Annotated in this window: 23 protein-coding genes; 12 read left to right on the top strand and 11 right to left on the bottom strand. The window is 59.4% G+C overall.

All coding sequences use genetic code 11. The annotated features are described in order from the left end of the window. Positions 1-398 precede the first annotated feature (398 nt). Positions 399-1,070, bottom strand: coding sequence for a hypothetical protein (locus R3C19_00630; protein MEZ6058846.1), 672 nt, complete (start codon positions 1,068-1,070; stop codon positions 399-401). A gap of 749 nt (positions 1,071-1,819) precedes the next feature. On the opposite strand from R3C19_00630, the gene R3C19_00635 reads away from it, so the two are divergent. The 6 genes from R3C19_00635 (at position 1,820) to R3C19_00660 (ending at position 7,311) form a co-directional block, all read left to right on the top strand. Beyond that, complete coding sequence (locus tag R3C19_00635) at positions 1,820-2,596, top strand: DUF1573 domain-containing protein (protein ID MEZ6058847.1); 777 nt, start codon at positions 1,820-1,822, stop codon at positions 2,594-2,596. A gap of 26 nt (positions 2,597-2,622) precedes the next feature. Next, a complete protein-coding gene (locus R3C19_00640) occupies positions 2,623-2,886 on the top strand; it encodes a hypothetical protein (GenBank protein MEZ6058848.1) in 264 nt (87 codons plus the stop codon). A gap of 4 nt (positions 2,887-2,890) precedes the next feature. Beyond that, positions 2,891-3,985: a hypothetical protein gene (locus tag R3C19_00645; protein MEZ6058849.1), complete on the top strand. Its 1,095-nt coding sequence runs from the start codon at positions 2,891-2,893 to the stop codon at positions 3,983-3,985. 59 nt (positions 3,986-4,044) lie between these two features. After that, complete coding sequence (locus R3C19_00650) at positions 4,045-4,425, top strand: hypothetical protein (GenBank protein MEZ6058850.1); 381 nt, start codon at positions 4,045-4,047, stop codon at positions 4,423-4,425. Between the two features lie 223 nt (positions 4,426-4,648). Then, positions 4,649-6,244 (top strand): glycosyltransferase family 39 protein, encoded by a 1,596-nt coding sequence (locus R3C19_00655; GenBank protein ID MEZ6058851.1) that lies wholly within the window; start codon positions 4,649-4,651, stop codon positions 6,242-6,244. A gap of 71 nt (positions 6,245-6,315) precedes the next feature. Beyond that, the gene (locus R3C19_00660; GenBank protein ID MEZ6058852.1) at positions 6,316-7,311 is read left to right on the top strand and encodes a DUF1559 domain-containing protein; all 996 of its coding nucleotides are present in this window, start codon (positions 6,316-6,318) and stop codon (positions 7,309-7,311) included. A gap of 78 nt (positions 7,312-7,389) precedes the next feature. On the opposite strand, the gene R3C19_00665 is transcribed toward R3C19_00660, so the two are convergent. Beyond that, entirely contained in the window at positions 7,390-7,773 is a 384-nt protein-coding gene (locus R3C19_00665; GenBank protein MEZ6058853.1) for an FHA domain-containing protein, read from the bottom strand. 251 nt (positions 7,774-8,024) lie between these two features. On the opposite strand from R3C19_00665, the gene R3C19_00670 reads away from it, so the two are divergent. Both R3C19_00670 and R3C19_00675 read left to right on the top strand, forming a co-directional pair. Continuing rightward, positions 8,025-8,954, top strand: coding sequence for a hypothetical protein (locus R3C19_00670; protein ID MEZ6058854.1), 930 nt, complete (start codon positions 8,025-8,027; stop codon positions 8,952-8,954). A 573-nt stretch (positions 8,955-9,527) separates the two neighbouring features. After that, positions 9,528-10,514: a type I phosphomannose isomerase catalytic subunit gene (locus tag R3C19_00675; GenBank protein MEZ6058855.1), complete on the top strand. Its 987-nt coding sequence runs from the start codon at positions 9,528-9,530 to the stop codon at positions 10,512-10,514. Positions 10,515-10,532: 18 nt separating this feature from the next. On the opposite strand, the gene R3C19_00680 is transcribed toward R3C19_00675, so the two are convergent. Continuing rightward, complete coding sequence (locus tag R3C19_00680; protein MEZ6058856.1) at positions 10,533-11,744, bottom strand: DegT/DnrJ/EryC1/StrS family aminotransferase; 1,212 nt, start codon at positions 11,742-11,744, stop codon at positions 10,533-10,535. Continuing rightward, positions 11,741-12,706: a methyltransferase domain-containing protein gene (locus R3C19_00685; protein MEZ6058857.1), complete on the bottom strand. Its 966-nt coding sequence runs from the start codon at positions 12,704-12,706 to the stop codon at positions 11,741-11,743. Before R3C19_00685 ends, R3C19_00680 begins: the two co-directional genes overlap by 4 nt. A 477-nt stretch (positions 12,707-13,183) precedes the next feature. On the opposite strand from R3C19_00685, the gene R3C19_00690 reads away from it, so the two are divergent. Both R3C19_00690 and R3C19_00695 read left to right on the top strand, forming a co-directional pair. Continuing rightward, complete coding sequence (locus tag R3C19_00690; protein ID MEZ6058858.1) at positions 13,184-15,319, top strand: tetratricopeptide repeat protein; 2,136 nt, start codon at positions 13,184-13,186, stop codon at positions 15,317-15,319. 67 nt (positions 15,320-15,386) lie between these two features. Then, positions 15,387-16,118 (top strand): DUF1080 domain-containing protein, encoded by a 732-nt coding sequence (locus tag R3C19_00695; GenBank protein ID MEZ6058859.1) that lies wholly within the window; start codon positions 15,387-15,389, stop codon positions 16,116-16,118. Here R3C19_00695 and R3C19_00700 read toward each other — a convergent pair. Beyond that, positions 16,030-17,385 carry an HD domain-containing protein gene (locus R3C19_00700; GenBank protein ID MEZ6058860.1) on the bottom strand — a complete coding sequence of 452 codons (1,356 nt, stop codon included), beginning with the start codon at positions 17,383-17,385 and terminating at the stop codon, positions 16,030-16,032. The genes R3C19_00695 and R3C19_00700 overlap by 89 nt on opposite strands. 219 nt (positions 17,386-17,604) lie before the next feature. Here R3C19_00700 and infA point away from each other — a divergent pair, with 219 nt between their 5' ends. Together infA and rnhA are read left to right on the top strand one after the other, a co-directional pair. Beyond that, a complete protein-coding gene (gene infA / locus R3C19_00705) occupies positions 17,605-17,823 on the top strand; it encodes a translation initiation factor IF-1 (GenBank protein MEZ6058861.1) in 219 nt (72 codons plus the stop codon). Further along, complete coding sequence (rnhA, locus tag R3C19_00710; protein ID MEZ6058862.1) at positions 17,820-18,299, top strand: ribonuclease HI; 480 nt, start codon at positions 17,820-17,822, stop codon at positions 18,297-18,299. Before infA ends, rnhA begins: the two co-directional genes overlap by 4 nt. 144 nt (positions 18,300-18,443) lie before the next feature. Here rnhA and R3C19_00715 read toward each other — a convergent pair whose 3' ends face one another. The 6 genes from R3C19_00715 to R3C19_00740 all read right to left on the bottom strand — a co-directional run bounded on the left by R3C19_00715 (position 18,444) and on the right by R3C19_00740 (position 24,076). Next, on the bottom strand, positions 18,444-20,009 hold the full coding sequence (locus R3C19_00715; GenBank protein MEZ6058863.1) for a trypsin-like peptidase domain-containing protein: 1,566 nt from the start codon (positions 20,007-20,009) through the stop codon (positions 18,444-18,446). 163 nt (positions 20,010-20,172) lie between these two features. Beyond that, the gene (locus R3C19_00720) at positions 20,173-20,517 is read right to left on the bottom strand and encodes a twin-arginine translocase TatA/TatE family subunit (protein MEZ6058864.1); all 345 of its coding nucleotides are present in this window, start codon (positions 20,515-20,517) and stop codon (positions 20,173-20,175) included. A 70-nt stretch (positions 20,518-20,587) separates the two neighbouring features. Further along, positions 20,588-20,860 (bottom strand): hypothetical protein, encoded by a 273-nt coding sequence (locus R3C19_00725; GenBank protein ID MEZ6058865.1) that lies wholly within the window; start codon positions 20,858-20,860, stop codon positions 20,588-20,590. Positions 20,861-20,905: 45 nt separating this feature from the next. Further along, on the bottom strand, positions 20,906-21,145 hold the full coding sequence (locus tag R3C19_00730; GenBank protein ID MEZ6058866.1) for a twin-arginine translocase TatA/TatE family subunit: 240 nt from the start codon (positions 21,143-21,145) through the stop codon (positions 20,906-20,908). 275 nt (positions 21,146-21,420) lie between these two features. Then, positions 21,421-22,305 (bottom strand): hypothetical protein, encoded by an 885-nt coding sequence (locus R3C19_00735; GenBank protein MEZ6058867.1) that lies wholly within the window; start codon positions 22,303-22,305, stop codon positions 21,421-21,423. An 88-nt stretch (positions 22,306-22,393) separates the two neighbouring features. Further along, positions 22,394-24,076, bottom strand: a complete 1,683-nt coding sequence (locus R3C19_00740; protein MEZ6058868.1) for a S41 family peptidase — start codon at positions 24,074-24,076, stop codon at positions 22,394-22,396. Positions 24,077-24,286: the final 210 nt, after the last annotated feature.

The raw sequence follows: 24,286 nt of genomic DNA on the forward strand, positions 1-24,286 counted from the left end.
GGGCAACAGGTGTCCGTACTCCACATCGCTTCAGGCCCCGCACGACGAGCACGTTCACGCAATTGCGCAAGCGATGGTGTTTCGAGTTAACCAAACTGCCACGACCTGCCATTGAGACGAGAACGCAGAATTCGACCGTCAATCTCGAACTGGTCCCACACTCGTTCCGGCGATTCTTCGACGCATCCTGTGAGAGTTTCAAACCATGTCATGTCAGGTCTTATCCGAGTGAGAGTACACCCTGTGGTCGCTTGAACTCCCGGACGACTGCTGCGAAACGGCGATTCCATGCCAAGGGGATCGTTCGTGAAGGTGATACCCCGTCGCGAATTCTTGCCGACGGATGTGCGGCGTGATTCCGGAAATCGCCGCCGTCTGCTGTCCATCCGCGGCACGGGCTACCGTTTCGTTCGCAAAACCGACGACGGCGAACCGGGCTCGTCCCTCAGCCGGTAGATGTGAATCGAATACCCGATCCGGACTTCCGGTTCGCGGTTGTAAAGCGTCCGGTGCCACAAAAGACTCTGGCCGTCGTAACCTTCCGGCAGCGATGCTGCGACGGACGCCTTGTTCGTCAGGTGAGTCACACTGACGGCGTACCAGTCAGCATCATCAGCCGTGATTGGCCGATCGAAATCGGCACTCGATCGGTCACCGGCTATTCGACAGTTGATACCGACTCGCGGAGGATCCACGGGACCGAAATACCGCAGAACAACTCCTTTCGCCGACGGGTTGTCTTCGATCCATTCCCGCAGGTAAATCAGATCCTGGCCCCAGTCCAGATTCGCATCGTTCATCACCCGAAAACCATTCTCAGGCCCGCCGACCAGTTCATTGAAATACGAAAGCGAATGCGGGTACACCGACAGACTGCTGAATGTCATCCAGCCGCAGGCCGCCAGCGCCAGCCAGCGGCACCACGCGCGGCCGCGTGTGATGAGGTCAGCCGTCTGACTGATCCACACGAACACGAAACCAAACGCCGGCAGCAGATACCGAAAGTAAAACATCCCCGTCTGCGAACTGACCAGCACCAGCAGCGCCAGGCCGGGCACCCGCAGCGGCAACTGTTTAGCGAACTCGGTCCCAGGCTCCTGCCTGGGACCGCATGTCCTCGAAGCCCGCTTCGCGCGGGTGGTGCTGGCAGCGGCCGCCGTGACATCGTGGAAGCAGAGCTTCCGGGATAGGCGTTCCAAAGCTGGAGCTTCGGAACGAGAGGTTAAACGAGAGGTCGAACGAGAGGTCAATGGCAATGGCGTTAAGGATATTGAATCGTTTACCCCGTGGCCGACAGGCCAGGCCGTCGCCGGTTTCGCACCACCTGGCCTGTCGGCCACGGGTTAAACGAGCTGCGTCTTCCCGCCTGAGAAATCCTGAAAGGCGCTGCGCCGCGTTTTTGCCGCATCAGGCATCCTTCGATCACACACCGCACAGCAGGTATTCCGCCCTCCCGAAGTGTCCCGCCTCCGGCTGGCGGTCAGCAGGCAGACAAACTTCAGATCGGAACGAATCCACAGAATACAAGCATCACAGCAATTTTGCGAAATCGGAGACTTTTATCGTCACGGGTGATTGACGACGACAACCCACCATGGTACCATCAGCAAGTCGCCTTGCAAGTCGCCTTGCAAGTCGCCTTGCAGGTCGCCTTGCAGTCGCCTTGCAAGTCGCCTTGCAAGTCGCCTTGCAAGTCGCCTTGCAGGTCGCCAAAGGCGGCGTGTGTCGTGCGCCGCTCGTGCCAACACACTTTTTGTGAAGGAGAGTTGCGATGGTCAATCGATCTGCGTTTTCGACGGCTGCGATGGACGCATGAATCATGGGGCGGCTTCTTGAAGGGCTTTCGCTTGTGCTGCTGCTGCTGATCGTAGCCGTTGGTGGCTGGTCGATGGCGGCACGGCGTGGTACCGCCGTCCTCAGCGCGGCTCCTGTGCAAGTCAGCGGATTGGATTTCGGGCGGGTTGCCGAGCAACGTGAGTTTCAGCACAGAATCTGGATTCAAAATGTCGGCACAGCACCGGTGACCCTGTCAAACATCCGTGGCTCCTGTCGATGCACGCGGTTAGAGCCGTCGCAGGTTACCGTCCTCCCGGGCGATACGGCGTCTGTTGATCTGGTGATCGATTTGCTGCCGTCGGACGCAGTTGAGGCAACGCGATCGATTCGCGAGTTCTCGGCACAACTGATTGCCGAAGTGGATGACGGCATTCGGAATATCCGCTCGTGGCGCTTAACGGGCACCGTTGAACGCCGCGTGGTTGTTGAACCACCGGCAATCATCTTTGGCGGGTCGAATCCGTTGGTGGTAGGCGGCGGTTGGCCGACGCTCAGCGCTCGAATTACCGCCCATGACCAGAATGCCGAGCTTGAACTAGTCGCGACCCCACTTCGATACGACTGGCTGAGTTGCACGCTGGACAAGCAGTCGCAGGGTGAATGGCTGCTGAGTGTCACTCCCGCGCCGACGGATCAAATCGGAAGTTTCAATGCAATGCTGCGGGCGAGACTGATCCTGCCGGGCCAGCAGCCCGTTCCGGTAGTCGTTCCGGTCTCGGGCGAAGTCACCTCTGAAATACAGCCGCACCCGCGCGCATGATCTCGTGTGCCCCCGCGGAGATCGGGGTGCAACATGAAGTTCCGGTCACTATCCGGTCGATGCTCGACCGGGAATTCCGGCTCACTGGTATCGGCTCCGACTCAGACGATATTGAAGTGGTCGACGCAGGTCGCGATGAATTATCCTGTGAGCATTCGCTTATTGTCCGAACACAGGTGACGAAGACGGGACTTGTCTCGCCCGGAAATGTCGTCATCCAGGTCGCGGTGGACGGTGAGGACCACAATCTGAAGATTCCCGTGCGCTACTACGGTGTCTCATTGAGGTGACGACATGAAATGCGTCATGCAGTTAATTCTTGGTGCAACGCTGGGGTTGTCGGGCGGTTCACTTGTCTCTGGCGACCAGCGCGTGATGCGGGAAGTTTTTGACGCGTGGAACCAGCGACAGCAGATTGCCAATCGGGTCTACTACGAACTGGACTGCCGGACGGTCATTCCGAAGGGAGCCTATAGTGAGGCGATGGGACTTGACCCGGAAACCGATCCGGACCCCGTCGAGGACACGGTCCTTAAATTCACCCGTCGTCTTTATCTGGATTTTGACAATGGCAAGTCCAGAAGTGAAAAAGAAGGGGATGACCTGATCGAAGGGATGCGTCGCACTGCCTGCGAAATCGCTCTCTGCGATGGCGAGCACATTCAGGCGTATCAGCCGCGGGAGAAGTACGAAAATCCCGCAGCCCCCGGCATCCCGGCTGTTGAATTGATGAATCACACCCCCGACGGGCAGTTTCGTGCATTCTTCTTCGATCCGGTGCTTTATCCGATATTTTGCGCGCATGGCATCGTTCAGGATGACAAGCATCAGATTGCACCGCTCCCCTCGCTGCGGCACGCGATCCAGGAGTCGTACTTTCACTACGATCGAGCAGTGAGTGTCAACGGTCAGGAACTGGTCGTTGTGCGATCCGTGGATCACCCGTCCCAGCTCACGAGCGAGTACTGGGTCGACATGGCGCGGGATGCCGCGATTGTTCGAATGCTGCATCTTGACAGCAGCGGCGACATCTACAAGGAGGTCGATATCGACTACGAGGATAGCGATCGTGGGTGGTTTCCGTCCGGCTGGACAGACAGCCGCGGTGCTCAGGGTTCCGTGGAGACTGTGAAAGTCGCCAACCTGGAATTCAACCCCGATTTCAGTGGCATTGAGTTCCATATCGAACCAACGCCGGGAATGATCTACAGGAATGAGGGCAGCCCGGAGGCAATGGTCGCCGCTGCCACAGGTTCTCCGGACATGAGATTTGAATACTCAGAGGTTCTGAATCAGCAGCGGCGCACACGGCAGTTCTGGATGGTGCTTGTTGGTGTCGGTGCTGCCGCCTTCGTCGGACTGCTTTATTGGCGCAGGTCACGCAACTGATTCGCGGACCACGTCATGCCGGCTCTTTCTCTCTCTCTTGTTTATGAAAGGTGCATTTCATGAATCAACTGCGCATTGCTGTAGGGCTCAGCATCGTTGTGTTTGCGACGTCCTGGGTAGCCGGAGGTCTGGTGAACTGCGTAGATGGCTGCAATAGCAACTGGCAGGCCTATGTGATCAATGACAAGTGCTACGTTTGGACTCCTGAAAGCTGCAGGGAAGGCAGTGACATGTTCGCTGAAGGAGATGAAGGAGGAGAGTGTGAACTTATCGTGCCGATCGAAGAAGTAACAGCGTATTCCTGCGACGCCGGATCCTGTTCACGCATCTGCGCGAATCCGGAAATTCCGCCAAATCTCTACCAGTACCAGGGCGCTCCCGTCATGGGGTGTCACGCAATACCTAAGAAATTCAACAGGAAGCAATGTTCCGGGATGTAGTCGCATGCGCGTCAGCTTTCGTACGGACGTCGTAACCGCTTCCCGTCGGTGCGCTTGCATTCTGATCTTGATTGTTCATGCCGGGTTGCTGATGTATGCGGCGACCCGGCTAAGCCCGACGGTTGATGAGCCAGCGCACCTCGCGGCCGGAGCGTCCATCTGGCAATCCGGGAGCTTCCGCTCGTATTCGGTGAATCCGCCGTTGGTCAGAACGGTTGCCGCCGTGCCGGCTCAGCTGACCGGCATTGGCCTCGACGAGACGATTTATCTGCGTTCGGAGCGTTCGATAAGAAGCGAGTTCTCTGCCGGAGATCGGTTTCTTGAGCTGAACGGACCTCGCGCACTTTGGCAACTGAAACTTGCGCGGTGGATGTGTGTCCCGTTCAGTCTGCTTGGTGCGTGGACATGCTACCGCTGGAGTCGGGATCTGTTCGGCGAAGCAGCCGGTTTCGCGGCTCTGCTTTTGTGGTGCTTTTCGCCCGCTGTACTGGGACACGGGACACTGATTACCGCGGACGTTGCGAGTGCGTCGTTCTTCGTGGCGACGTGTTACGCATTTCGCAACTGGCTGCTTCGTCCTTCGTGGCGTTCATGCGCAACTCTGGGAGTGTTTCTCGGAACCGCCCTCCTGGTGAAGTTTACCTGCCTCCTGCTGTTCGCGATTCTTGGGCTGTTGTCCGTGTGTTCGGTGCTGTTTCCATTCGCAGTGCCACCTGGCAGCGGAACCGGCACATCGGCAGGCAGTGAAGTCGATTCACATTTGGCAAACTCGCCCGGCAGACGGCTGCGTACCGGCCAATTGGCGCTGGCGTTCGCACTGGCCATGTTTCTCGTCAATCTGGGTTTCGGCTTCGAAGGCACGGGAACCCGACTGAGAGACTACAACTTTGTCAGCCAGGCACTCGCGGGCCCGCACGATACCGTTCCCCCCGACGCCCCGGAACGAAGGACATCACTGTGGATGTATGGCAACCGGTTTCGAGACCAGTGGGTCGGGAGACTTCCGGTTCCGATTCCCGTCTATTACCTGCGTGGCATCGATATCCAGAAGAAAGACTTTGAGGCACCGCGCCCATCCTATCTGTTTGGGAAATGGAAATCGGGAGGATGGTGGTACTACTATCTGGCCGGGGCATTGGTAAAGCTCCCCGTCGGCACGCTGCTGTTGATTTTCGTCGGCCTGCTTCAGGCGGCCCGCGGAGTGTCGCGATGCCATCCGGTTGACGAGTTTCTGCTGATTGTCCCGATGCTGGCCGTGCTGGGGGTATGCAGCGCGCAGACGAACATGAGTCACCATCTTCGCTATTGCCTGCCGGCGCTGCCGTTTCTGTTCATTTCGATTAGTCGTGGGGTGAGCGTTCCGGGGGCTTTTCGCAACGTAGCCGCGGCTGCGGTTGTTGGAATGCTTCTCAGCAGTCTCTGGGTCTTTCCGAATTCTCTGTCGTTTTTCAATCTCGCGGCGGGCGGACCGGAAAACGGTAAGCGATACCTGTTGCACAGCAACCTCGACTGGGGACAGAACTTCCTGTTCCTGAAGGACTGGATGGCCGGGCACCCCGAGGCCCGCCCTCTGATTCTGCATGATCACGCGATCTACGAGCCTCGGCATCTTGGCCTCGACGTCCTCAAGCCAACACGGCGGCCGACACCGGGATGGCATGCTGTCACGTCCGATGTTTTGTGCGGCGGGGCAAACGACTCCGGATGGCCCGTTTGGCTGCTGGACGAAGAACCGGTTGCGGTCGTCGGATACTCAGTTCACATCTTCCATGTCACTCAGGAACAGGCCGATGCTGCCACGAGAGAGTACTTCAGATGAAGGTTGCAACACAGAGATTCCGCGCGGAAGCTGAACTCGAACGGATCAATGACGACGTTTCATGTTGGCTCATGACAAGCTTGGGGCGCTACTGCAAACGAGTGACGAACATCGGTCACCAATCTCGGCAACAGTTTCGCCGTGGATTTTCACTGATCGAGCTGCTGGTTGTCATTGCCATCATTGGAATTTTGATGGCGTTGCTGTTGCCGGCGGTGCAGGTCACTCGGGAGGCGGCTCGGCGGACTCAGTGTAAGAACAACCTGCGGCAACTGGGCCTTGCCGTTCACAACTTCGAAGCCACGTACCAGCACTATCCGTCGAACGGCTGGGGCTTCCTGTGGATGGGTGATCCGGATCGTGGAACCGGGCCAAAACAGCCAGGCGGCTGGGTCTATCAATTGCTGCCCTTTATTGAACAGGACAACCTGGCCGAACTGGGATCCGGACTGGATGACGCGGCGAAAGCCGACGCTCTGGGTGAACTCTGCCGGACGCCGCTGGCATTGTTCAAATGCCCCAGCCGGCCGGGAAAACAGGTTTCGAAATTGAATCCTGATCTGAGCTTCCACAATGCGAACCTGCCCCAGAACGTTGCCAAAACGGACTATGCCATCAACGAAGGCGACTTCATCACGGGCACGCTCGGCGGACCATCGTCGCTGGCAGAAGGCGACGATCCTCGCTACGCCTGGAGGGACGTGTCTCAGGCGACGGGCGTTTCCTTTCTGCGCAGCACGATTCGTCCGCGCGACGTGACGGACGGGGCATCGAACACGTATCTGATCGGCGAAAAGCGAGTGAGTCAGAGCGGCTGGAGTGACGGCAGTGATCCGGGACACGATCAGCCGATGTACAGCGGCGTCGATCTGGACCTGAACCGCTGGACGATCAGCGGTCCGTTGCCAGACGGCCTGTCTGCTCAGCCGCGTCTGTTCGGAAGTTCTCATCCCGGCGGCTGCCACTTCGTGCTGTGCGACGGTTCGGTGAAGCAGGTGTCGTACGTTGTCGATCAGAAAGTCCATCAGTACTTCGGAAACCGCCGCGACGGCCAGGTGACGGAGTGACGCGGGACCAGCGGTCGCATCGTCGACGGAGCGGTTGGCAGGGGACCTCGGCCGTGCGATCACTTTGTGCAAGAGCCGTCAGCCGGAGTTTCCGTTTCCCGGATCGGTGGGGCGTTTCAGCAGGGGGAGGTCGCGGGTTGTCTGTTCGCTGGCGTTCGTCGGCGACGCAATCACCTCCACGACGATTTCCGTTTCGCCAATGTAGATGCGGTCACCGGTACACAGCACCTTGACGGTCACGTCGTGGCCGTTCACGATCGTCAGGTTTGTGGAATCGAGATCGACGATTTCGAACTGTCCGGGTTCGCCTTCCCGAATTTCCGAATGCAGGCGGCTTAACAGAGCATCGGCGATCGTGATGTTCGCTCGCCTGCTGCGCCCGAGCGACACGGGGAGATCGCCGGCAGTCAGTTCCACGCGGCCATGCGGCAGGCGGGGTGAAATCAGAATCAGTTTGTTCACCAGTCGTTCCGGGCGAAGTTGCCATCGACTCCGTTGGATGTCGATTCGTCGTCAGCTTACGAAATCGCGATGGATTTTCGAAGGGACGAATAACCGGCAAGGCCGGAGTCCCGGCGCTGATGAATGATCCCGCAGTGCAGTTTCGTGAAGCCGGATCGCGACTTTCCAGGCTACGTTTTATTCGGTTCCATACTGTTCAACGATGCGCTGCGGGTTTTCCTGCAGCTCAATTACCGGCAATGGATGCAGACATGACGACAACCGAAATGGAATGTGACAGCGTTCAGCAGTGCGACGAGTCGACGGCTCCGGAGTTTCGCGACGGGCCGCGCGAGCATCTGTTGACGCAATTGCTTCGGGAAGGATTCGTTCATCAGATCGCGAGCCTGGAGGACAGTCTTGAAGCCACCGCTTCCGCTGCGACGGACGACTTTCGCACGATCCTGGAGACTCGGCTGAGTTCTCTGGAAGAGCGCCTGCTGGCGGCCATCGCGCAGAGGCCGGTGTCCGCGGATGCGACTCCCGCGGCGCCCTCAGCCACGGGGCCGGAGCCGGAACGAACGCCAGCCGCCGATGATCCGCTGGCGGAACTGAGACTGGCTTTTCTGAGTGACGATGAACCGGAAACGCAGGAGTCAGCCGGAACAGGCGCGGCGGCCGCGCCGGTGACTGTGGAGACGCCGGCAACGACGATCACGGCGAACACTGTGGTTCCTCCGGCGGAGACCGAACCGCTGCCGTTTGAAGTGCCGGATTGCGTCGATCCGCACCAGCTGGAGGAATCAGAACTGCGCAAAGTGTTTCTGGAGCGAGAAGCACTGCTGAAGATGGTCGCGGAATACGCTCGGCGAAAATCGCAGCAGCCGCAGTTGATGACGCTGGATGATCTCAAGGCGCTGGCCGCGTCGCTGCCCGAACAGCTTGCGGCACGAGTTGAGCACACGCTGGCGCGACTGAACCAACAGCAGCGGCTTGGGGAACTTGAGCTGTCGCTGGAACGGGCACGCGTCGCTCGTCAGGTGGCCCAGTTGCAGGCCACACGTGAACTGCTGGAATCCAACGCGCGGAAGCTGGGACTGACGATTGGTGCAAACGGAGCCATCGAAGGTTGCGTCACCGACGACGAAGTCCAGACGCGAAAAAAGCGGCGCTGGCTGTCCGCACTCGGCTTCGGGCACTAACCGGGAATTGGCGGGATCAGACTCCCGGCGTTCGAAGAATGATGAATAATCCGGGCTGGTGTGTCGGCCCGCCGGGCCTGAAACGCATTTGGATCGACACCCCAGTTGCCCGGATGAACTTGTTTTGGAGTGCGATGGTTCAGCATCGCTTTGGATTTCGAGGAAAGGTGAACTTCTGAGCTGCCGTTCGATTCACGTGAAATCTCCGATGCGGTGAACATGAAAGCGGCGACACGTTGCGGCACTCCAAAGACGTCGTCTGCACGAGGTGTGGTTCAGATGGACCATCCGGATTGAGAGTTCGATATCCTCCCGCACCGTAGCCGGGGGTGCATTTCGTCCGGCAGTTTGCGTCAGGAGGAACTCGCACGGCGCGTCAACAGATTTCGATGACGCTCGTTCGCCACATCCACCGGATTCGCGGATGATTCCGGACAAATCCCGCCGTGCGTCGCGGCTCTCATACAGGCCGCGGCGGACACTGGTGCTTTTCGCAACTCTTACTGCCGCGAGCCTGACAGTCTCATTTCTTCCCGGCTCGCGGAATTCTGGATAGTCGGGGCACGTTGTTTCATGGAACCACTTTTCTTCGAACCGATCCTGAAGCAGGCTCGCTGGGGCGGTCGCAAGCTGGGCGAAATTCTGGGTAAGCCGATCGGTACGGCGGCGGACTATGCGGAAAGCTGGGAAATCGCCGATCAGAAATCCGGTGACAGCGTGGTTGCCCGTGGAAGCCGGAAAGGCCGGCGATTGTCCGAACTCGTGCGACACGAAGGTGCTGCCCTGCTGGGCCGGCACCGGCACGTGACTCAGTTCCCGCTGCTGATCAAGTTTCTGGATGCCAACGACTGGCTCTCGCTGCAGGTGCATCCCGACGACCTGCAGGCCAGGAGCTGCGACTCCGCGGAAAACGGCAAGACGGAAGCGTGGGTGATTCTGCAGGCAGATCCCGATAGCAGGATTTGTTCCGGACTCAAGGCCGGTGTGACCAGAGAACAGCTTTCGTCGGCGCTGTTGAACGAACGGAGTCTGGAAGATTGTCTGCACATCATTCCCGTCAAAACGGGTGACTGCATTTTCGTGCCGGCACAGACGGTGCATGCACTGGGACCGGGAATTGTGATGGCCGAAGTGCAGCAACAGAGCAATCTGACGTTTCGGCTTTCCGACTGGGGCCGGCTGGGCACGGACGGAAAGCCTCGCGAATTGCATGTGGAACAATCGCTGAACTGCACGGACTTTGGACGCGGCCCGGTCGATCCCGTGGTGCCGCGCAGTTGCCGCGAGGGCGATCATCTTTGCGAGGAACTGGTGGCGTGCGAACACTTCGTCATTCGGCGGCATTCGACCGGAGACGCGTTTTCTCTGCGTTCGATCGACAGTTTCCGAATTCTGATGCTGTTGACGGGAGAAGTGGTGCTGTCCTGGTCGGGAGGCGAATCGCCGTTTGTGCGAGGTCAGACGACTCTTCTTCCGGCTGCGCTGGGCGACGCAACAGTTCGACCCGGTGGCGAAATTGAGCTGTTGGACATTACGTTGCCCACTTCGCATGCGGGATGAACAACCGGGCTCGACACGTCACGCTGCGACTTTGCAAACTGATGTCGCGAACGGAAAGGCGCGGATTTGTTCGCAGATCTGACCGACCTGGCTGGTTGTCAGTTGATGTGACAGCGGCAGGTTGATGATCTCGCTGCACAACCGCGATGTGTGCGGAAACCAGGCAGGGTGACAATCGGCGGGGAACGGAAACAGCGTCGCCGTATCGATCCCGGCGGACCACAAATGCTGTCTGAGTGAATCGCGATTCAGCGACGACGTGCGAATGCTGTAGTGGCTCAGGCCGTGACTTTCCGTGGCCGGCAGTCGCAGCACGCTTCCGTCCAGCCGCGAGAGTTCTCGACTGTAGATACCGGCCAGTTCACATCTCCTGCGTTCAAACTCAGCCGCGCGTCGAATGTTCGCGGCGGTGAGTCGCAGCGACAGCTTCGTGGGACGATGCCACCATTCCGGCGACAAATCGTCCGTCAGCGGCGCGCGGCTGGTGGCAGGCTGATGACCGGCACGTGCCGCCGATGCCTGGCGTCGCTGACTCAGCGTTCGCAGCATTCCGTAGACCGCGGATTGGTGAGCGGCTGTCCTGATGCCAAGTGCAGTTTCCTGCAGGAAGCTTCGTGCAAATTGCTGGCGTGTCATCGAGCGATCTCGCGACCGCCGCAGATATCCGGCCACAATGTCGTCATGAGTAAACGCCATTCCGCCCCAGCCGGAATACAGAGACTTCCCGAGCCCGAAACTGATCACTGCCACGTCCTGATCGCGCAGGCGTCGCAGGTCGCGGCGATCGGGGATCGCCATCGCCATATCGATGATTCTCAACCGTGCGTTTTGAATCAGTGCAGAATCGAGTTCGCGCTGGAACCGATGGCCGAACACTTCGCTGAGCACCACGCCGTAATCCGCTGAATCAACCGGCGCGGAGTTCACGTTCATCAAGAAGCCGTCCGGGCGACAGTCCAGCAGTTGCAGACTTCGTCCTGACCGTCGGATTGCTTCGTGAACCACCTGGCACGTAAACGCCGGGCAATACACATCCGCGCTGTCGTTCAGCACGTGTTCGATCGTACGGCAAATTCCGTATCGGGCGGACGGCAGCCAGACGGCGTTCCTGATCGCCAGTGAATCGGCGCAGAGCTGTTCGAGCTGCGTCAGGCTGCCGGACAGAGGACTCAGCAGCTTTTGCTTCAGCAGTGAAGTCAGCCCGAATGGTGGACGATGACGAGGAATCATGCGGCGCGTTTCCGGGCGACAACGAGGGCTCCCGGGGCAATCGCGAATCGCAGTAAATGCCACGACAGAATTCCGGCGGCGAACAGTGCCCGCACGGCCGCGGACGATTCCGCACTGTGCGCCGCTCCGCGCGGGGACGCTGACTCGATGTAAAAACCGCAGCCTTCAATCGTCGCCAGCAGACTTCTCAGCGGCATGCAGAATCGGTGATCCGTGACGGCCCTGCGAATCAGTCTGTCTGAAAGTCCCGGCAGCACTGGTCGGACAAGGTTGCCTGCGGTGACAAACGGGCTCTTGGTGATTGCCCGCATGACCAGCAGGCCGCCCGGTTTCAGAAGTTTCCACGCGGCTCGCAACTCGCGCTGCTGGTTCGGCCAGTAGATGTGGGCGTCCAGAACCGACAAGACGTCGACGGGGTGGTCGGCCGAAAACAGGCTGCAGGCTTCCAGTGAATCGCACTGTTCGGCGTCGAACCCCTGCGACCGGACATACGCTACAGCTTCCGGCACGATATCAATGCCGAAACCGTCAAACCCGCGTTCGCGAGCCTGCAGCAGAAAGCCGCCGAACGAACAGCCGACATCCAGCAGAGACTGGCCGGGCCGTCCGCCGAAGTCGCTGATCCGGCTCAGGACGGCCTGAAACATGTCCGACTTGAAGTCATTCAGCCGAGTCCCCGCGTCGTGCTGTCCCCAGGCCATTTGGCGAGTGTGCTCAGTCTCGGCGTCCGGCGTGTAGCTGCCAAGCATGAAATACGACCGGCAGTGACTGCACCGGGACCAGGTACTGATGCCGCGGGCGGTCGAGAATTGGTACCGGCGGGCCGGGCCGTTTTCGCCTTCAGCGCAGCACCCGCAGGCCGGGCAAACGCCGCAAACCGGTGACTTCTTTGTCCGCGTTTCGAGCGACAGCGGTGTGTCCGCGTGGCCGTTCGACGGCAGGCAGGCGGTGTGCGTCAACATTCGGCGGGAATCCTTCCAGACGACGTTTTGGCTCAGAACTGGCAGCGCAGACTGCCAGAGTGACGGCGAAATGATAGCATTCACGATTCGCGTAAAAGTTGCGATCCGGTCGCCCGTCGTGAAATCGACGGCGATTCCTGTCATGATGGTGCCGACTTCGGCAAAAACTGCCGGTGATCGAAATCCATTCCCAATGAAACATCCAGCGAGGCTGAAACTCAGACCACGCAGGCCGCTGCCGGGTCGTCGCCCTTTTGTCCCGGAACTCCGCCCGCGCGTCCAGCGATGGTTACTGTGAAAGCTCGACTCAACGTGAACAAGTTGGCAAGGAATCAGACGTCAAAAGCAGTGATCGGCTTCCGCCGAAACGCCCTTTCGCGCGGTAGGCGAACGCCCTGCTGTCAGTCAAAACAAGATTTCGCGGCTTCGGAGACACCGAAATCGCGTTCCATCGAAATTCTGAACAGGTGAGTTTCCATGTCGAATGACCCGTATTCGCCGTGTCTCTGCGGCAGCGGCAAGAAGCTAAAATTCTGCTGCCAGGACATCCTGCCGGACCTGCAGCGCGTCGTGAAGCTGATGGAGAATCAGCCGGACGCTGCGGAAAAACTTCTGAGATCGCTGTGCCAGAAACATCCGGACAAGGAAGTTTTGTTTGCACAGCTCGGTTCGCTGCTGATGCGTCAGAATCGGGCGAATGAAGCCAAAACCGTGCTGGTGGAATTTCTGCGCCGGCATCCCGATGAACCGCGCGTCCTGCTAAGTCTGGCCGACATCTGCCTGGCAACGGATGGATTTTTCGCGACAAGGCGGCTTGTCCATCGCGCGTTCCAACTGGGAACTCGCCACTTCAGTGAGATGGTGGCGATGCTGGCCTCCCGGATCGCAATGCAGATGGCAAACGTCGGACTGGCAATGGGAGTCCGCGAACATCTGGCGTTGGCCGTTCGCATGACGACCGGAGAAAGGCGTCAGTCACTGCTCATGCAACTGGCGACGTTTGAGTCGCAGCGTTCGGTGCCGTATCCGTTCCGAGGCCGGTTCGCTCTCATGGACGTCTCGCTGGAGGACGATGAAGCTCGCAAGGAAGAACTGCGAGCCCGCAGGGTCAGCCAGATCGGGTGCTGGGAACCGGCTTCCATTCTGTACAGTCGACTTTGCGAGAAGTATCCGGACAACGGTGCCCTGCTGCACAATCTGGGACTGTTTCAGGCCTGGGATGGGCGCATTCGTGAAGCCGCCGTGTCTCTGCACAGGGCCGCGGAACTGCTGGAAGACTTCGATACCGCCGCGGAAACCGAAGCTCTGGCGCAATTGCTGGACCTGGAAACGACCGAGGAGTTCTATGCGATCGTGCAGAGTGGTATTCCGGTCAATTCCGTTTCTCAACTGCTGACGTTGCTGGATGACGACAGCCGTTTCAGCAGAACGGTATCGTCGGAAGTCAATGAAGCAGCGGAAGCCGGCCTGGCAGTCGTCGCCGAATACGAACTGCTGGAACCGACGCCGAAAAGTTCCCGTGACGATCGCCCGCCGGAAGTTCTGGCCGATATCACCGTCGTCGATGTTGTCGACCCGGATGTTGCCGAGCTGGATTCGCCGACCGTGTGGGTTGTGTCCCAGGACGATGACAACGCGCGAGCCGTGGAAATCGTTCGCGAAGTGGCCGGGAATCTGGCGAAGCCCGTTCCTGAAGACACAAAACCGCTGACGTTGTCGCGGCTGCCCGAAGTCTGTCGATTGTTCGACTGGAAGAACTTTCAGTCCGACGCCGTTCCCAGCAGTCAGTACCGGTCCATTGATCAGCAGCGACTGCAGCAGGCACTGGACCAGTGGCTGGAAACGGAGCAGTCCGCGCTGAACAACATGTCTCCGCTGAAGGCCGCGGAAGATGCCGGTAATCTTCGAAAGGTGGCCGGCAGCGTGCTGGTCCTGGACGTCACCTGCAATCGCATGGGCTACGATCCGGACCTGGCCGAGATTCGTCAGCGGCTGGGCGTCCCCGCTCCGACGGTGCTGCGTCCGGAGGAAGATCAGGTCGTCACCGCGTTGCCGCTGTTTCAACTATCGCGAGTCGACCCGCAATCTCTGAACGATCGCCAGATCAGCGAGTTCGTTCACCGAATCTCTCTCGTCCGCCACCTGCGCCTGCTGGAAACTGCGCTGGATGCGCTTGTGCAGCGGCCCGCGGCACTGGAAGCGTTTCCTCCCATGCGTGCCCACCTGATGCGGGCATCGGTGGCCCGCGAACGCAACGATCTGAAGTTGGCGTCAGAATGCTTCGCCGCCGCGCGGGAAGCCGTGACGGACGACGGCGACGCGTTCCGCACGAAACTGGAACTCGATATCCGCGAATTCAGTTGTCGTCTGGACGATCCGCACGATCCCGATCTCGGCGAAATTCTGCGGCGGCTGCGTGACCGCTACTTCGTCAAGATTCCGGAAATTGAAGGAGTGATCCTTGAAGAGCTGATGCGCGCGGATCGCACGGATCTGATTTCCGAGTTATCGACGGTCGCAAGTTCATCCGGTGCGGAAAGCGGTCTGTGGACCCCCGGCTCGGAAAAACGCGAAACGTCCGGAAGCAAGCTTTGGGTTCCCGGCCGGGATTGATCCGGCGACGCTGTTCCTCGGCTGTTCTTCAGACGACACCATTTCGATTCAGATCAGGGAATTTGCGATGCCACGATTCTGCCGTTTCAGTCTGTTCGTGATATTTGCCGTTTGTTCGACAACCGCCAGCGCGCAGCCGTTCGTCGACCTGTTGAGCGATTCGTCGCTGTCACACTGGATGAAGCCGAATGGCGACGCCGTCGATGGCGGCTGGATTCTGGAACCCGACGGAACACTGCATCTGAACGGAAAGGGCGGCAACGTCATTACGCGTCAGCAATATGGCGACTTCGAGTTATGGTTCGAGTTTCGAATCGCTCAGAAGGGCAACAGCGGCATCAAGTATCGCGTGACCGACTACAGCGGATCACTGCTCGGCTGTGAATACCAGATCCTGGACGATGCCGCGTTTCCGGAACTTGATCGCGGACATCTGACGGCGTCCCTGTACGACGTGTTTCCCACGATACCGCTGCAAACGCGGCAGAATCCCGCCGGGCAGTTCAATATCGGAAAAGTCGTCGTCCACAACAATCGCGTTCAGCACTGGGTCAACGGCCAGTTAACGATCGACGAATGCATCGGATCGCCGCGATGGCACGAACACGTGTCGAACAGCAAGTTCGCCGACAAACAGAACTTCGGGCAGAACCAGTTCGGGCACGTGATGCTGACCGATCACGGCAGCGAAGTGTGGTATCGCAACGTCTTTATCCGCTCGCTGAGTTCGCCATCGTGTCCGACACCGCAGCTCGTACAAGCTGCTCAAGTGAACTCGCTGTCCGCAGCGAATCCATGACCGCCGGCGACGCGAACACGCGGACGCGCTTGACGCAGTCGTCGAACTGAGTCCGTGACATGGCATCAACGATCGGCGACACATCCTTCAGCGGCCGATAAATGCGTTCCGCGGCGAAGTAGACGTCCACCTGAAACTCGACTTCTCGATGCACGGGAGGCGCGTCAATCAGAACATCCAGCGGTCGCAGGTTCAGCGACGCGGAATTGTTCAGAAGTTCCACCAGTCGGTTGGAACACTTCACCAGCGATGAATACGGCAGCCGTCTCAGGTCACGGTACAGGTCGGCCTGCTGATAGATGCTGTATTCGGCCAGCCGCTTGTAAAGACAGCGACGGGAACCGAACAGTCCGTCGATCAGCGTCGCGGCATCAGTTCCGGCGGCCGCTCGGCAAAGCGTCCGGATGAGTTCCGGTTCGGTCATGCGGAACAGTTTCGCCAGGTCCACTGATCGATGTGATTCATAGAACGCTCGGGCAAACATCGTTGTCGCCGACCGAACGGTGTGGTGCCAGTAGACTTCGCTGAACATCACGTACCGGGCGAAGACCATCATTTCGGCGGCCGTTTTTCCCTTGGACGTGATCGCCAGCCCGTCGCCGGATTCGTTGACCACCAGCGAACCGATCAACCGGCCGCGATCAAAGTTTCTGCCATAGGGAACACCGCAGTGCTGGCTGTCGCGATTCAGGTAGTCCATCTTGTCGATGTCGACCGGGCCCGACAGGATGGAGCGTCGCAGCCGGTTACTGGGGGTGTCGGATTTCGGCACCAGCAGTTCCAGAATCTCGTCCGGCTCGATGTGCCAGTGATTCCTAAGCGCGGCAGTCAGTTCGCTGTGCGGCCCCAGAAACTCGACGGCGAATGCTTCGTGGGGAGGCATGTCGGCCAGCGACATATCTTCGATCGGGTGGCAGAACGGCCAGTGTCCGACATCGTGCAGCAGCGCAGCCGCGATCAGCACTTCCGCGTCGTGTGTCGACACGGTGTCGGCAAACCGATCGTCCTTGCCAAGCTGCCACAGATATTGCAGCGCGTTGTGATAGACACCCAGAGCGTGTTCGAAACGCGTATGCGTGGCGCCGGGATAGACCCGCGACGTCAGGGCAAGCTGCGTCACGCTGGCCAGCCGCTGGAATTCACGGGAATCCACGATGGCGCGAACGCGATCGGTAAAGGGAACATCCTGTTCGACGGGAATCCGAATCACTCCCGACTGATGCTCGGCTCGCGACACTTCCGGGATATCAGCATAGGGATGACTCATCGCGACTCGCGGCTCAGATTTTCGATCAAAAACGGCGGGCGTCCGCGAGTTCGCAGCAGCGCGGGCGCCCCGTCCGCAGCAATTTCCGGGGCTCAGTCGATGTAAGCATACTTACCGCTTGAGTTTCTGACATCCGACTGCGACGATGTGCCCGGCGACGTCGCGCGGGCTTCCGGCAGCGCGAGTTCATTTTGTTGGAATCAGGGAATTTCACAGGGTATGGCGAAGGAAGAAGCGATTCAGGTCGAAGGCAGCGTGATTGAAGCGCTGGCCAACACTCAGTTCCGAGTGGAACTCGAAAACGGTCATCAGGTGATGGCTCACGTTGCGGGAAAAATGCGCAAGCACTTTATTCGAATTGTGCCCGGTGACCGTGTGGTGGTGGAAGTGTCACCGTACGATCTAAACCGCGGTCGCATTGTCTATCGGGAACGATGAGCAGAACCGAAGGCCAACTGCCGTTCGTGAAGATCTTCACGGACGGAGCCTGCCGGGGAAATCCCGGTCCCGGAGGCTGGGCGTGCATCATGCGCCATCCCGCCAGCGATACCGAAAAGGAATTCAGCGGCGGTGATCCCAGCACAACCAACAACCGCATGGAACTGCAGGCCGTCATCGAAGGCCTGAAGCGGCTGACCCGGCGCACGCAGGTCGAAATCGTCACCGACAGCAAATATGTCGCGGATGGCTGCAAATCCTGGATGCCCGGCTGGAAGCGAAACGGCTGGCGCCGCAAACAAGGCAGTGCTTACAAGCCCGTGCTGAATGTCGAATACTGGAAGCAGTTGGATGAATTGCTGAGCCGGCACGACGTGAGGTTCACTGTTGTGCGAGGCCACACCGGTCACGCCGAAAACGAACGCTGCGACGAACTTGCCGTTGCCGCCGCCGAAGCGGTCCGCGGGCAGCAGTGATCGCCGATGCTGTGCCAGTACTCTGTCTGCACTCAGTTGATGAGGTGTGTGGCATTGGCTGTGGCACAGGTTTCCGCAGCGCAGTCGCGCCGGCACAGCCGGTGCCACACATCAAGACACGTTGGCCACGGCACTCGCGTTCTGCTACTTCACCGGCGGTTGCTCTTCCGCCATTCGTTTCCAAACCGCTTCGATCGGAATGGCGAGCGTGGCTTCCCGCGAACGGCGAGCGATGTTGATGCCGATCAGGTGACCGTCAGAATCCACCAGTGGACCGCCGCAGTCATCGGGCAGCAGCGGCAGGTCGTGCTGGATCACTCCGCGGAACCCGCTGCGGCGCAGGCTGAGTTCTCCGGATCGCCCGTCCAGGTACTCCTGCCTGGCAAGCTGTTCCGCCGGATCGTGCCGCAACTGTACGCTGCGCGAAACGACGTCACCGGCACGGCTGTACGTCAGGCGGACCCAGTCGCCGGGTTGAAACTGACTCAGTTGCGATTCCAGTTCGCCGAAATCGCGGACGGAATCAACACCGATACGTTCCAGAATGTCGCTGCGCCGCATTTGCGCGTCCGACGCGGCGCTGTTCGGCAGAATCTCATTCACGCACAATCCGTGGCCAGCGGGCGCATCAAAGACGCACCCCAGTTGCAGCGGCAGAGCAGGTTCTGCGTGTCTGATACGGCCAACAATGCCGGGCTGAACGCTTCGCCCTCCAAACACCAGCGTGAACAGCGGCGCCGGCGACTCGTCCCGCGCCGCCGCCGGCGTGAATGCGGCGTCCGGTTCTTCCAGACGCCAGACAGCCAGATCGAGTTCGCGGTCTGAAAACAGCAGGCTCGCCGCGCGCGTCGGTGGAATATCGTGACCATCGGCCGCAAAGGTGACGTCTGTTTTCTGTAGATCCGCGGTCAGGCTGGCCTTGGCGGCAAGCAGGTCGTGGGTGAGTCGCGTGGCGGCGACCCGGCGGTCCTGATGCGCCTCACCGGACCACGTGTCACGAAATACCAACGTCGCCGAATACCGTTCCAGCGATTGTTCCGCGGCGGCAGATCGCTGGAATCCGTCGTCGGCGAAATCCGGCGATGGAGTTCCCGCCGTTGCGGTCAGAGGCAGCTCAGACCCGGCCGCAGCAAGACAGACCGCAACCGGAATGTGCAGGTTCTGACTTGAGGCCGCGCCGATACGACGATGCAGTCCAATCAGTTCGCCGGCAAGGTTTACCAGTGGACCACCGGAATCCCCGGCCGTCAGCGTACATGTGGACCTAAGCGATGCGCTGGTCACAGCGTCGATTCCGCCGATGCGAACGACGCCGGCAGTCGCATCGGCTTCTCTGCCGGGAAAGCCGCAGCCAAGAACCGTGGCACCGATCTCGACGGTACGATTCCGCATGATCAGGACAGGATCCGAAATGGTCTTGCCAGCAAGCTTCAACTGCAGAATGGCGACGTCACGTTCCGCGTCGGTCAGCACGATGGCTGCGTTGATCGTCGTTCCGTCGTGAAGGAGTACGCGCACCGGACGATCAGCCTTCGGTACGGCGTGAGCCACCGTCATCACTCTTCCGCTGGCGGACACGATCACGCCGGAAGAACGGGTTGCTCCCGAGACAACGCGAACCGTCGACTGTCGCAGCGCTGTTGCGATGCCTTCCAGTGAAGCGGCACGATCCGACGCATGGCAAGACGCGGCAAGGAGGCTGAGTGACACGATCGTCACGACAGCGAGCGAACTTCCGCCTGCGTTCCCCTTCCATCGGCAGACCAGCGATTGGTTCGAGCGCGCCGCCGGATTCCGCGGCGCTCGCCACTTTCGCCCGGACTTCTTCCACTTCGCGAGGGCGAGTCGAAAGCGCCGTGCGCGAGGCGCGGTCTTAATCTTCCAGCTCAAATTTGGGAGCTTTGAATTCGTCGTCTTCGGTTGTCGACGTCTCGGTGTCGGGTTTCGGGCGATTCGCAGACGATGACGACGTTGAACTGCTGGAAGGCGAATAGTCAACCGACCGAGTCGCCGACGACGACGCGGTTCGCACTTCGTCCTGAAACCCTGCCATGCCCTTTTTGAATTCCGAAAACCCCTTGCCGAGATTGCGAGCGACTTCCGGCAGTCGCTTGCCGAACAGCAGCAGAGCCACAATCCCGACGATCATCATTTCCTGAGGACTTGGGCTGAAGAACGCAAGAACCTGAATATGCGAGAAAGCGTCAAGTGTGAACATGGGAGGACGCCAGTGTGATAAATTTTGGAGGTTTGGAACTGGTTGGAGAGTGCTTGAATTGTCTCGAATCTTAGTGCATCAACACTCGCAGGATTTTCAGCCCCGCCAGCAGCAGCCCGAGATTCGTCATAAATTCGACAGGTGGCCACCGCACATAGGCTTGCCGAGTCTTCTCCCGCCATGTCTGCCGCAGGCCATCCAGGAATTCCCGCGGTATGGGCAGTCGATCTGCGTACAACAGCAGAGCAACAATCCCGACGATCATCATTTCCTGAGGAGAGCTTCCGAAGAATGCCAGGGTCGGGGCAACGGACAGCAATTCAAGTGTGTCAGCGATCAGCATGGACGTCACTCGTGCGATACCGTTGTGATGCCGCAGAGCCGAAAGCTATGAGTGGCTTTCGACTTTTTCGTTCGTGTTGCTGCTGCCGGCGTTGAGTTCATCTTCGCCTTCCTTGATACCTTTTTTGAAGGCAGAGAAGCTCTGGCCGAGTGACTTTGCGGCACCTGGCAGGCGATTGCCAAACAGCAATAGAACCACGCCCGCCAGAATCGCCATTTCCCATGGAGAGCTTCCGAAGAATGCCAGGGTCGGGGCAGTTGTCAGATTTGTCAGCAGACCAGCCATGTTTCAAAGCTCCAGACAAAGGTGGGTTCCGCAGGCCTAACGCGCGGACAGCTCAATTATACCGGCGGAAAAACCGCAATTCGCGGTGGAATGTCGATTCTCGGCAGGGATTCGCACGAGGAAGAAGCTCGCACGGATCATTCTATCGAGCGAGTTTGGGGAATCAACGGGGAGGCAATGACGGCGAGTCTGCTGGCACGGACCAGGCGAGCAGCCGTCATACAGAACGGGCGTTTTCTGCACATTCGCACGGCTGGTTACAACGGACGACGGAGTTACGCCCACGCGAGCTGCAGCAATCGACCGGATTGCGTCGTCAGGAAAAGTCTGTCGGCAAGCGGACCGGCCAGAATGTGTTGCGGCGGATCCTGAGACAGATCAGCCGCCCAGATCAGTTCGCCTTCGAAGTTCAGCCAGTAGACCCGCGATTCCAGGGTCGTGGCCGCCAGGCGGTTCTTGATTGTCGCGGCCGAAACACTGCCTGGAATCCCGTCGATCATGAACGCTCCGCGCTGTTTGCCATAGCTGTTCAGGACCTGAATTCCGTGATTAAACGCGGCCAGCAGAATTCGTCGTCCGCAGCCGGACACTGACATTCCGCCGACGTTGTTCATGATGCGTTCTTCCCAGACCTCGTTGCCATCCAGTTCGTGGCAGCACAGATGTCCGAATTCCGCCGCGCCGAGAAGCTGCGGCTTTTCGTGAAGGAAGTGCAGAAAATCCAGCGGCCGCGGACTTTCGAACCGAGCGACTTCTTTGCGTTCGGTGGTCACGATGTGCGTGCGCGACGAGTCGGAGCTGACGGCCAGGTGGCTGCCGTACGGCGAAACGGCCAGGCCGACGATGTTCCCTGTGAACTGCACATCCCACACAGGCTTCAGGTCGTTTCCGAAACACACCAGCGAGTTGTCGCCCTGAACGGCAGCTCCGAACTGTCCGGTACCGCTCCACGCCAGTTTGCGCAGGCCGGAATAATTGCGAGCCGTGCGGATTAACTCACCCGAAGAATTCAGCAGCGTCAGGTGGCCGGCATTCGTGCCGACCAGCAGCGTGCCGGCTTCCGCCGCAAAGTCGATGGCGGCAATTCCTTCCGGAAAGATGTCGTCCTGAACAATCCGCGGGCGATTGCCATGACTGTTTTGAAGCAGGCCGTCAGACAATGTGCATCCTCGCCGTTTGCATGCGGCTGATTCCCGGAGGGCTCACAGGTTGTGACCGGACCGGGCTGTCATCGGCTGCCGCGGCCGGTCATTCGCCCAGTCCCTGTCGCACGGGAGACCTCACTCGTTCGGCCACAGGATTGCCGGTGATCTGAGCCGTCAGCACCTGCAGCCCTCGCGCCACGTCCGGGTCTTCGCTGATTTCTTCGCCGGTGCGTCCGCGGAAGAATGTTCGCTGAACGCCTTTCGGAAGCTCCACCAGTTCATCCGGTTCCAGCCCCTTGCCCGCGTAGTTCTTGTGATCGGGTGAATAGAATTTGGCGGTTGTCAGTTTCAGTCCGGTGTTTCCCGGCATCTGAATAATGCTTTGCACGGACCACTTACCGTAGGTTTTCCGACCGACGATCCGGCCGCGAGCGTGGTCCCGGATGGCCCCGGCCACAATTTCGCTGGCGCTGGCGCTGTTTTCGTCAACCAGCAGGACCAGCGGATAGTTGCGTGTGCCGAAGTATTGCGCGGTAAAGGTCTGAGCCTGGCTGTCGGCGCGGCCTTCGGTCGAGACCAGTGTTCCTTCGTCGATGAACTGATCCGCGACGGATGCGGCCGTGTCCAGCAGTCCGCCCGGGTTGCCCCGCAGGTCCCAGATCAGTGCTCGCATGCCTTCGCGTTCAAGCTGACGAAGCGCGTCGGACATTTCCTCGGGCGTGGAACTCTGAAAGCCGGCCAGTCGGATGTAGCCGATCTTCTGCCGCTCGTCGATGATCAGGGCGCGTGTGACGCTGCGGACCTGCACGGAGCGACGCGTAAAGCTGCCCGACGCGGTGGTCCCGTCCGGCGATTCGAACGTCAGGCGGACGGTGCTGCCCGATTTGCCGCGAAGCAACCGGGCGGCTTCGTCCGTTGACATTTCCCGGCAGTCCTGACCGGAGATTTCGACAATATGGTCGCCGGGACGCAGGCCGCCTTCTTCGGCGGGGCTGTCCAGCAGGACGTTGACCAGATGCATTCCGTGGCCCTTGTCGGCTTCCATTTCGATGCCGATGCCGACGAATTCGCCCTGAATGGAACCGAACAGGTCGTTGTACCGGTCGGGAGTCAGGAAATCGCTGTAGTCGTCCAGAGCGTTGCAGGCGCCGAAGACGTATTCCATCACAACGACAGAGTCTCGAATTCCCAGTTCACGGCGAACGAGTTCACAGACGGTGGTGACAACACTGCGCGCTTCCAGTGCGCTTTTGACGGGACGATTCCAGTAGTTGCGAATCAGTTCCTTCTTAACGCGATCAACATGGTCAGCCGCCTTATCGGAACCATTGCTGGTCAGAAACCGATCATTGGTCAGCGCCATGTAGAGACTTTCGGTCCCGTGAGCGACAAGCCGGGTGACGGAGATATTGTCAACGTATTCGTCCTGAATGCGGCGAATGACGTCTTCCAGCATGTCCAGCGATTCAGCACGGCCTTTGGCCAGCAGTTGTTCTTCGAAGCTGCGGTCGGAGTATCGCCGGTCGACACCAAACTGAACTCGCGTGCGCCGCAGGCCGTAACGGAGATCCTCGTCTTCGGGCCAGCGTTTCAGAGCGGTTTCGTAGAATCGAATGGCATCGATCCACTGTCGGTCGGCTTCAAGCGTCTCGCCGTGCCGTGCGGCTGTGGCCGCCGATGTGAATTCCGAAAGATCGACCTGTTCGGCGGCCGGTGACGCGGATGTGAATGCAATCGCCAGTACGCACACGGCCAGCAGGCTGTGAACCAGACCACGTCGCTGCATGATGTTTTCCCCTCACTGCGCCGCGACAGCAGTCGTCGACAGCGCAGCAGACTCAGGCTATGTGTCTGCGAAGGATTGCATCCTGCAACTCGCGATTCCTCCTTTGAAACAGATCCTTCACCGAAAGCCAGGTCGTCCCCTCTGCGGAACGCCGCATTGGACACCGTCCAACACGACAGAATTCAGCAGTCACAATACGTCAGCCGTCGG

The organism is Planctomycetaceae bacterium, from assembly GCA_041398785.1.
Taxonomy (GTDB): Bacteria; Planctomycetota; Planctomycetia; order Planctomycetales; family Planctomycetaceae; genus JAWKUA01.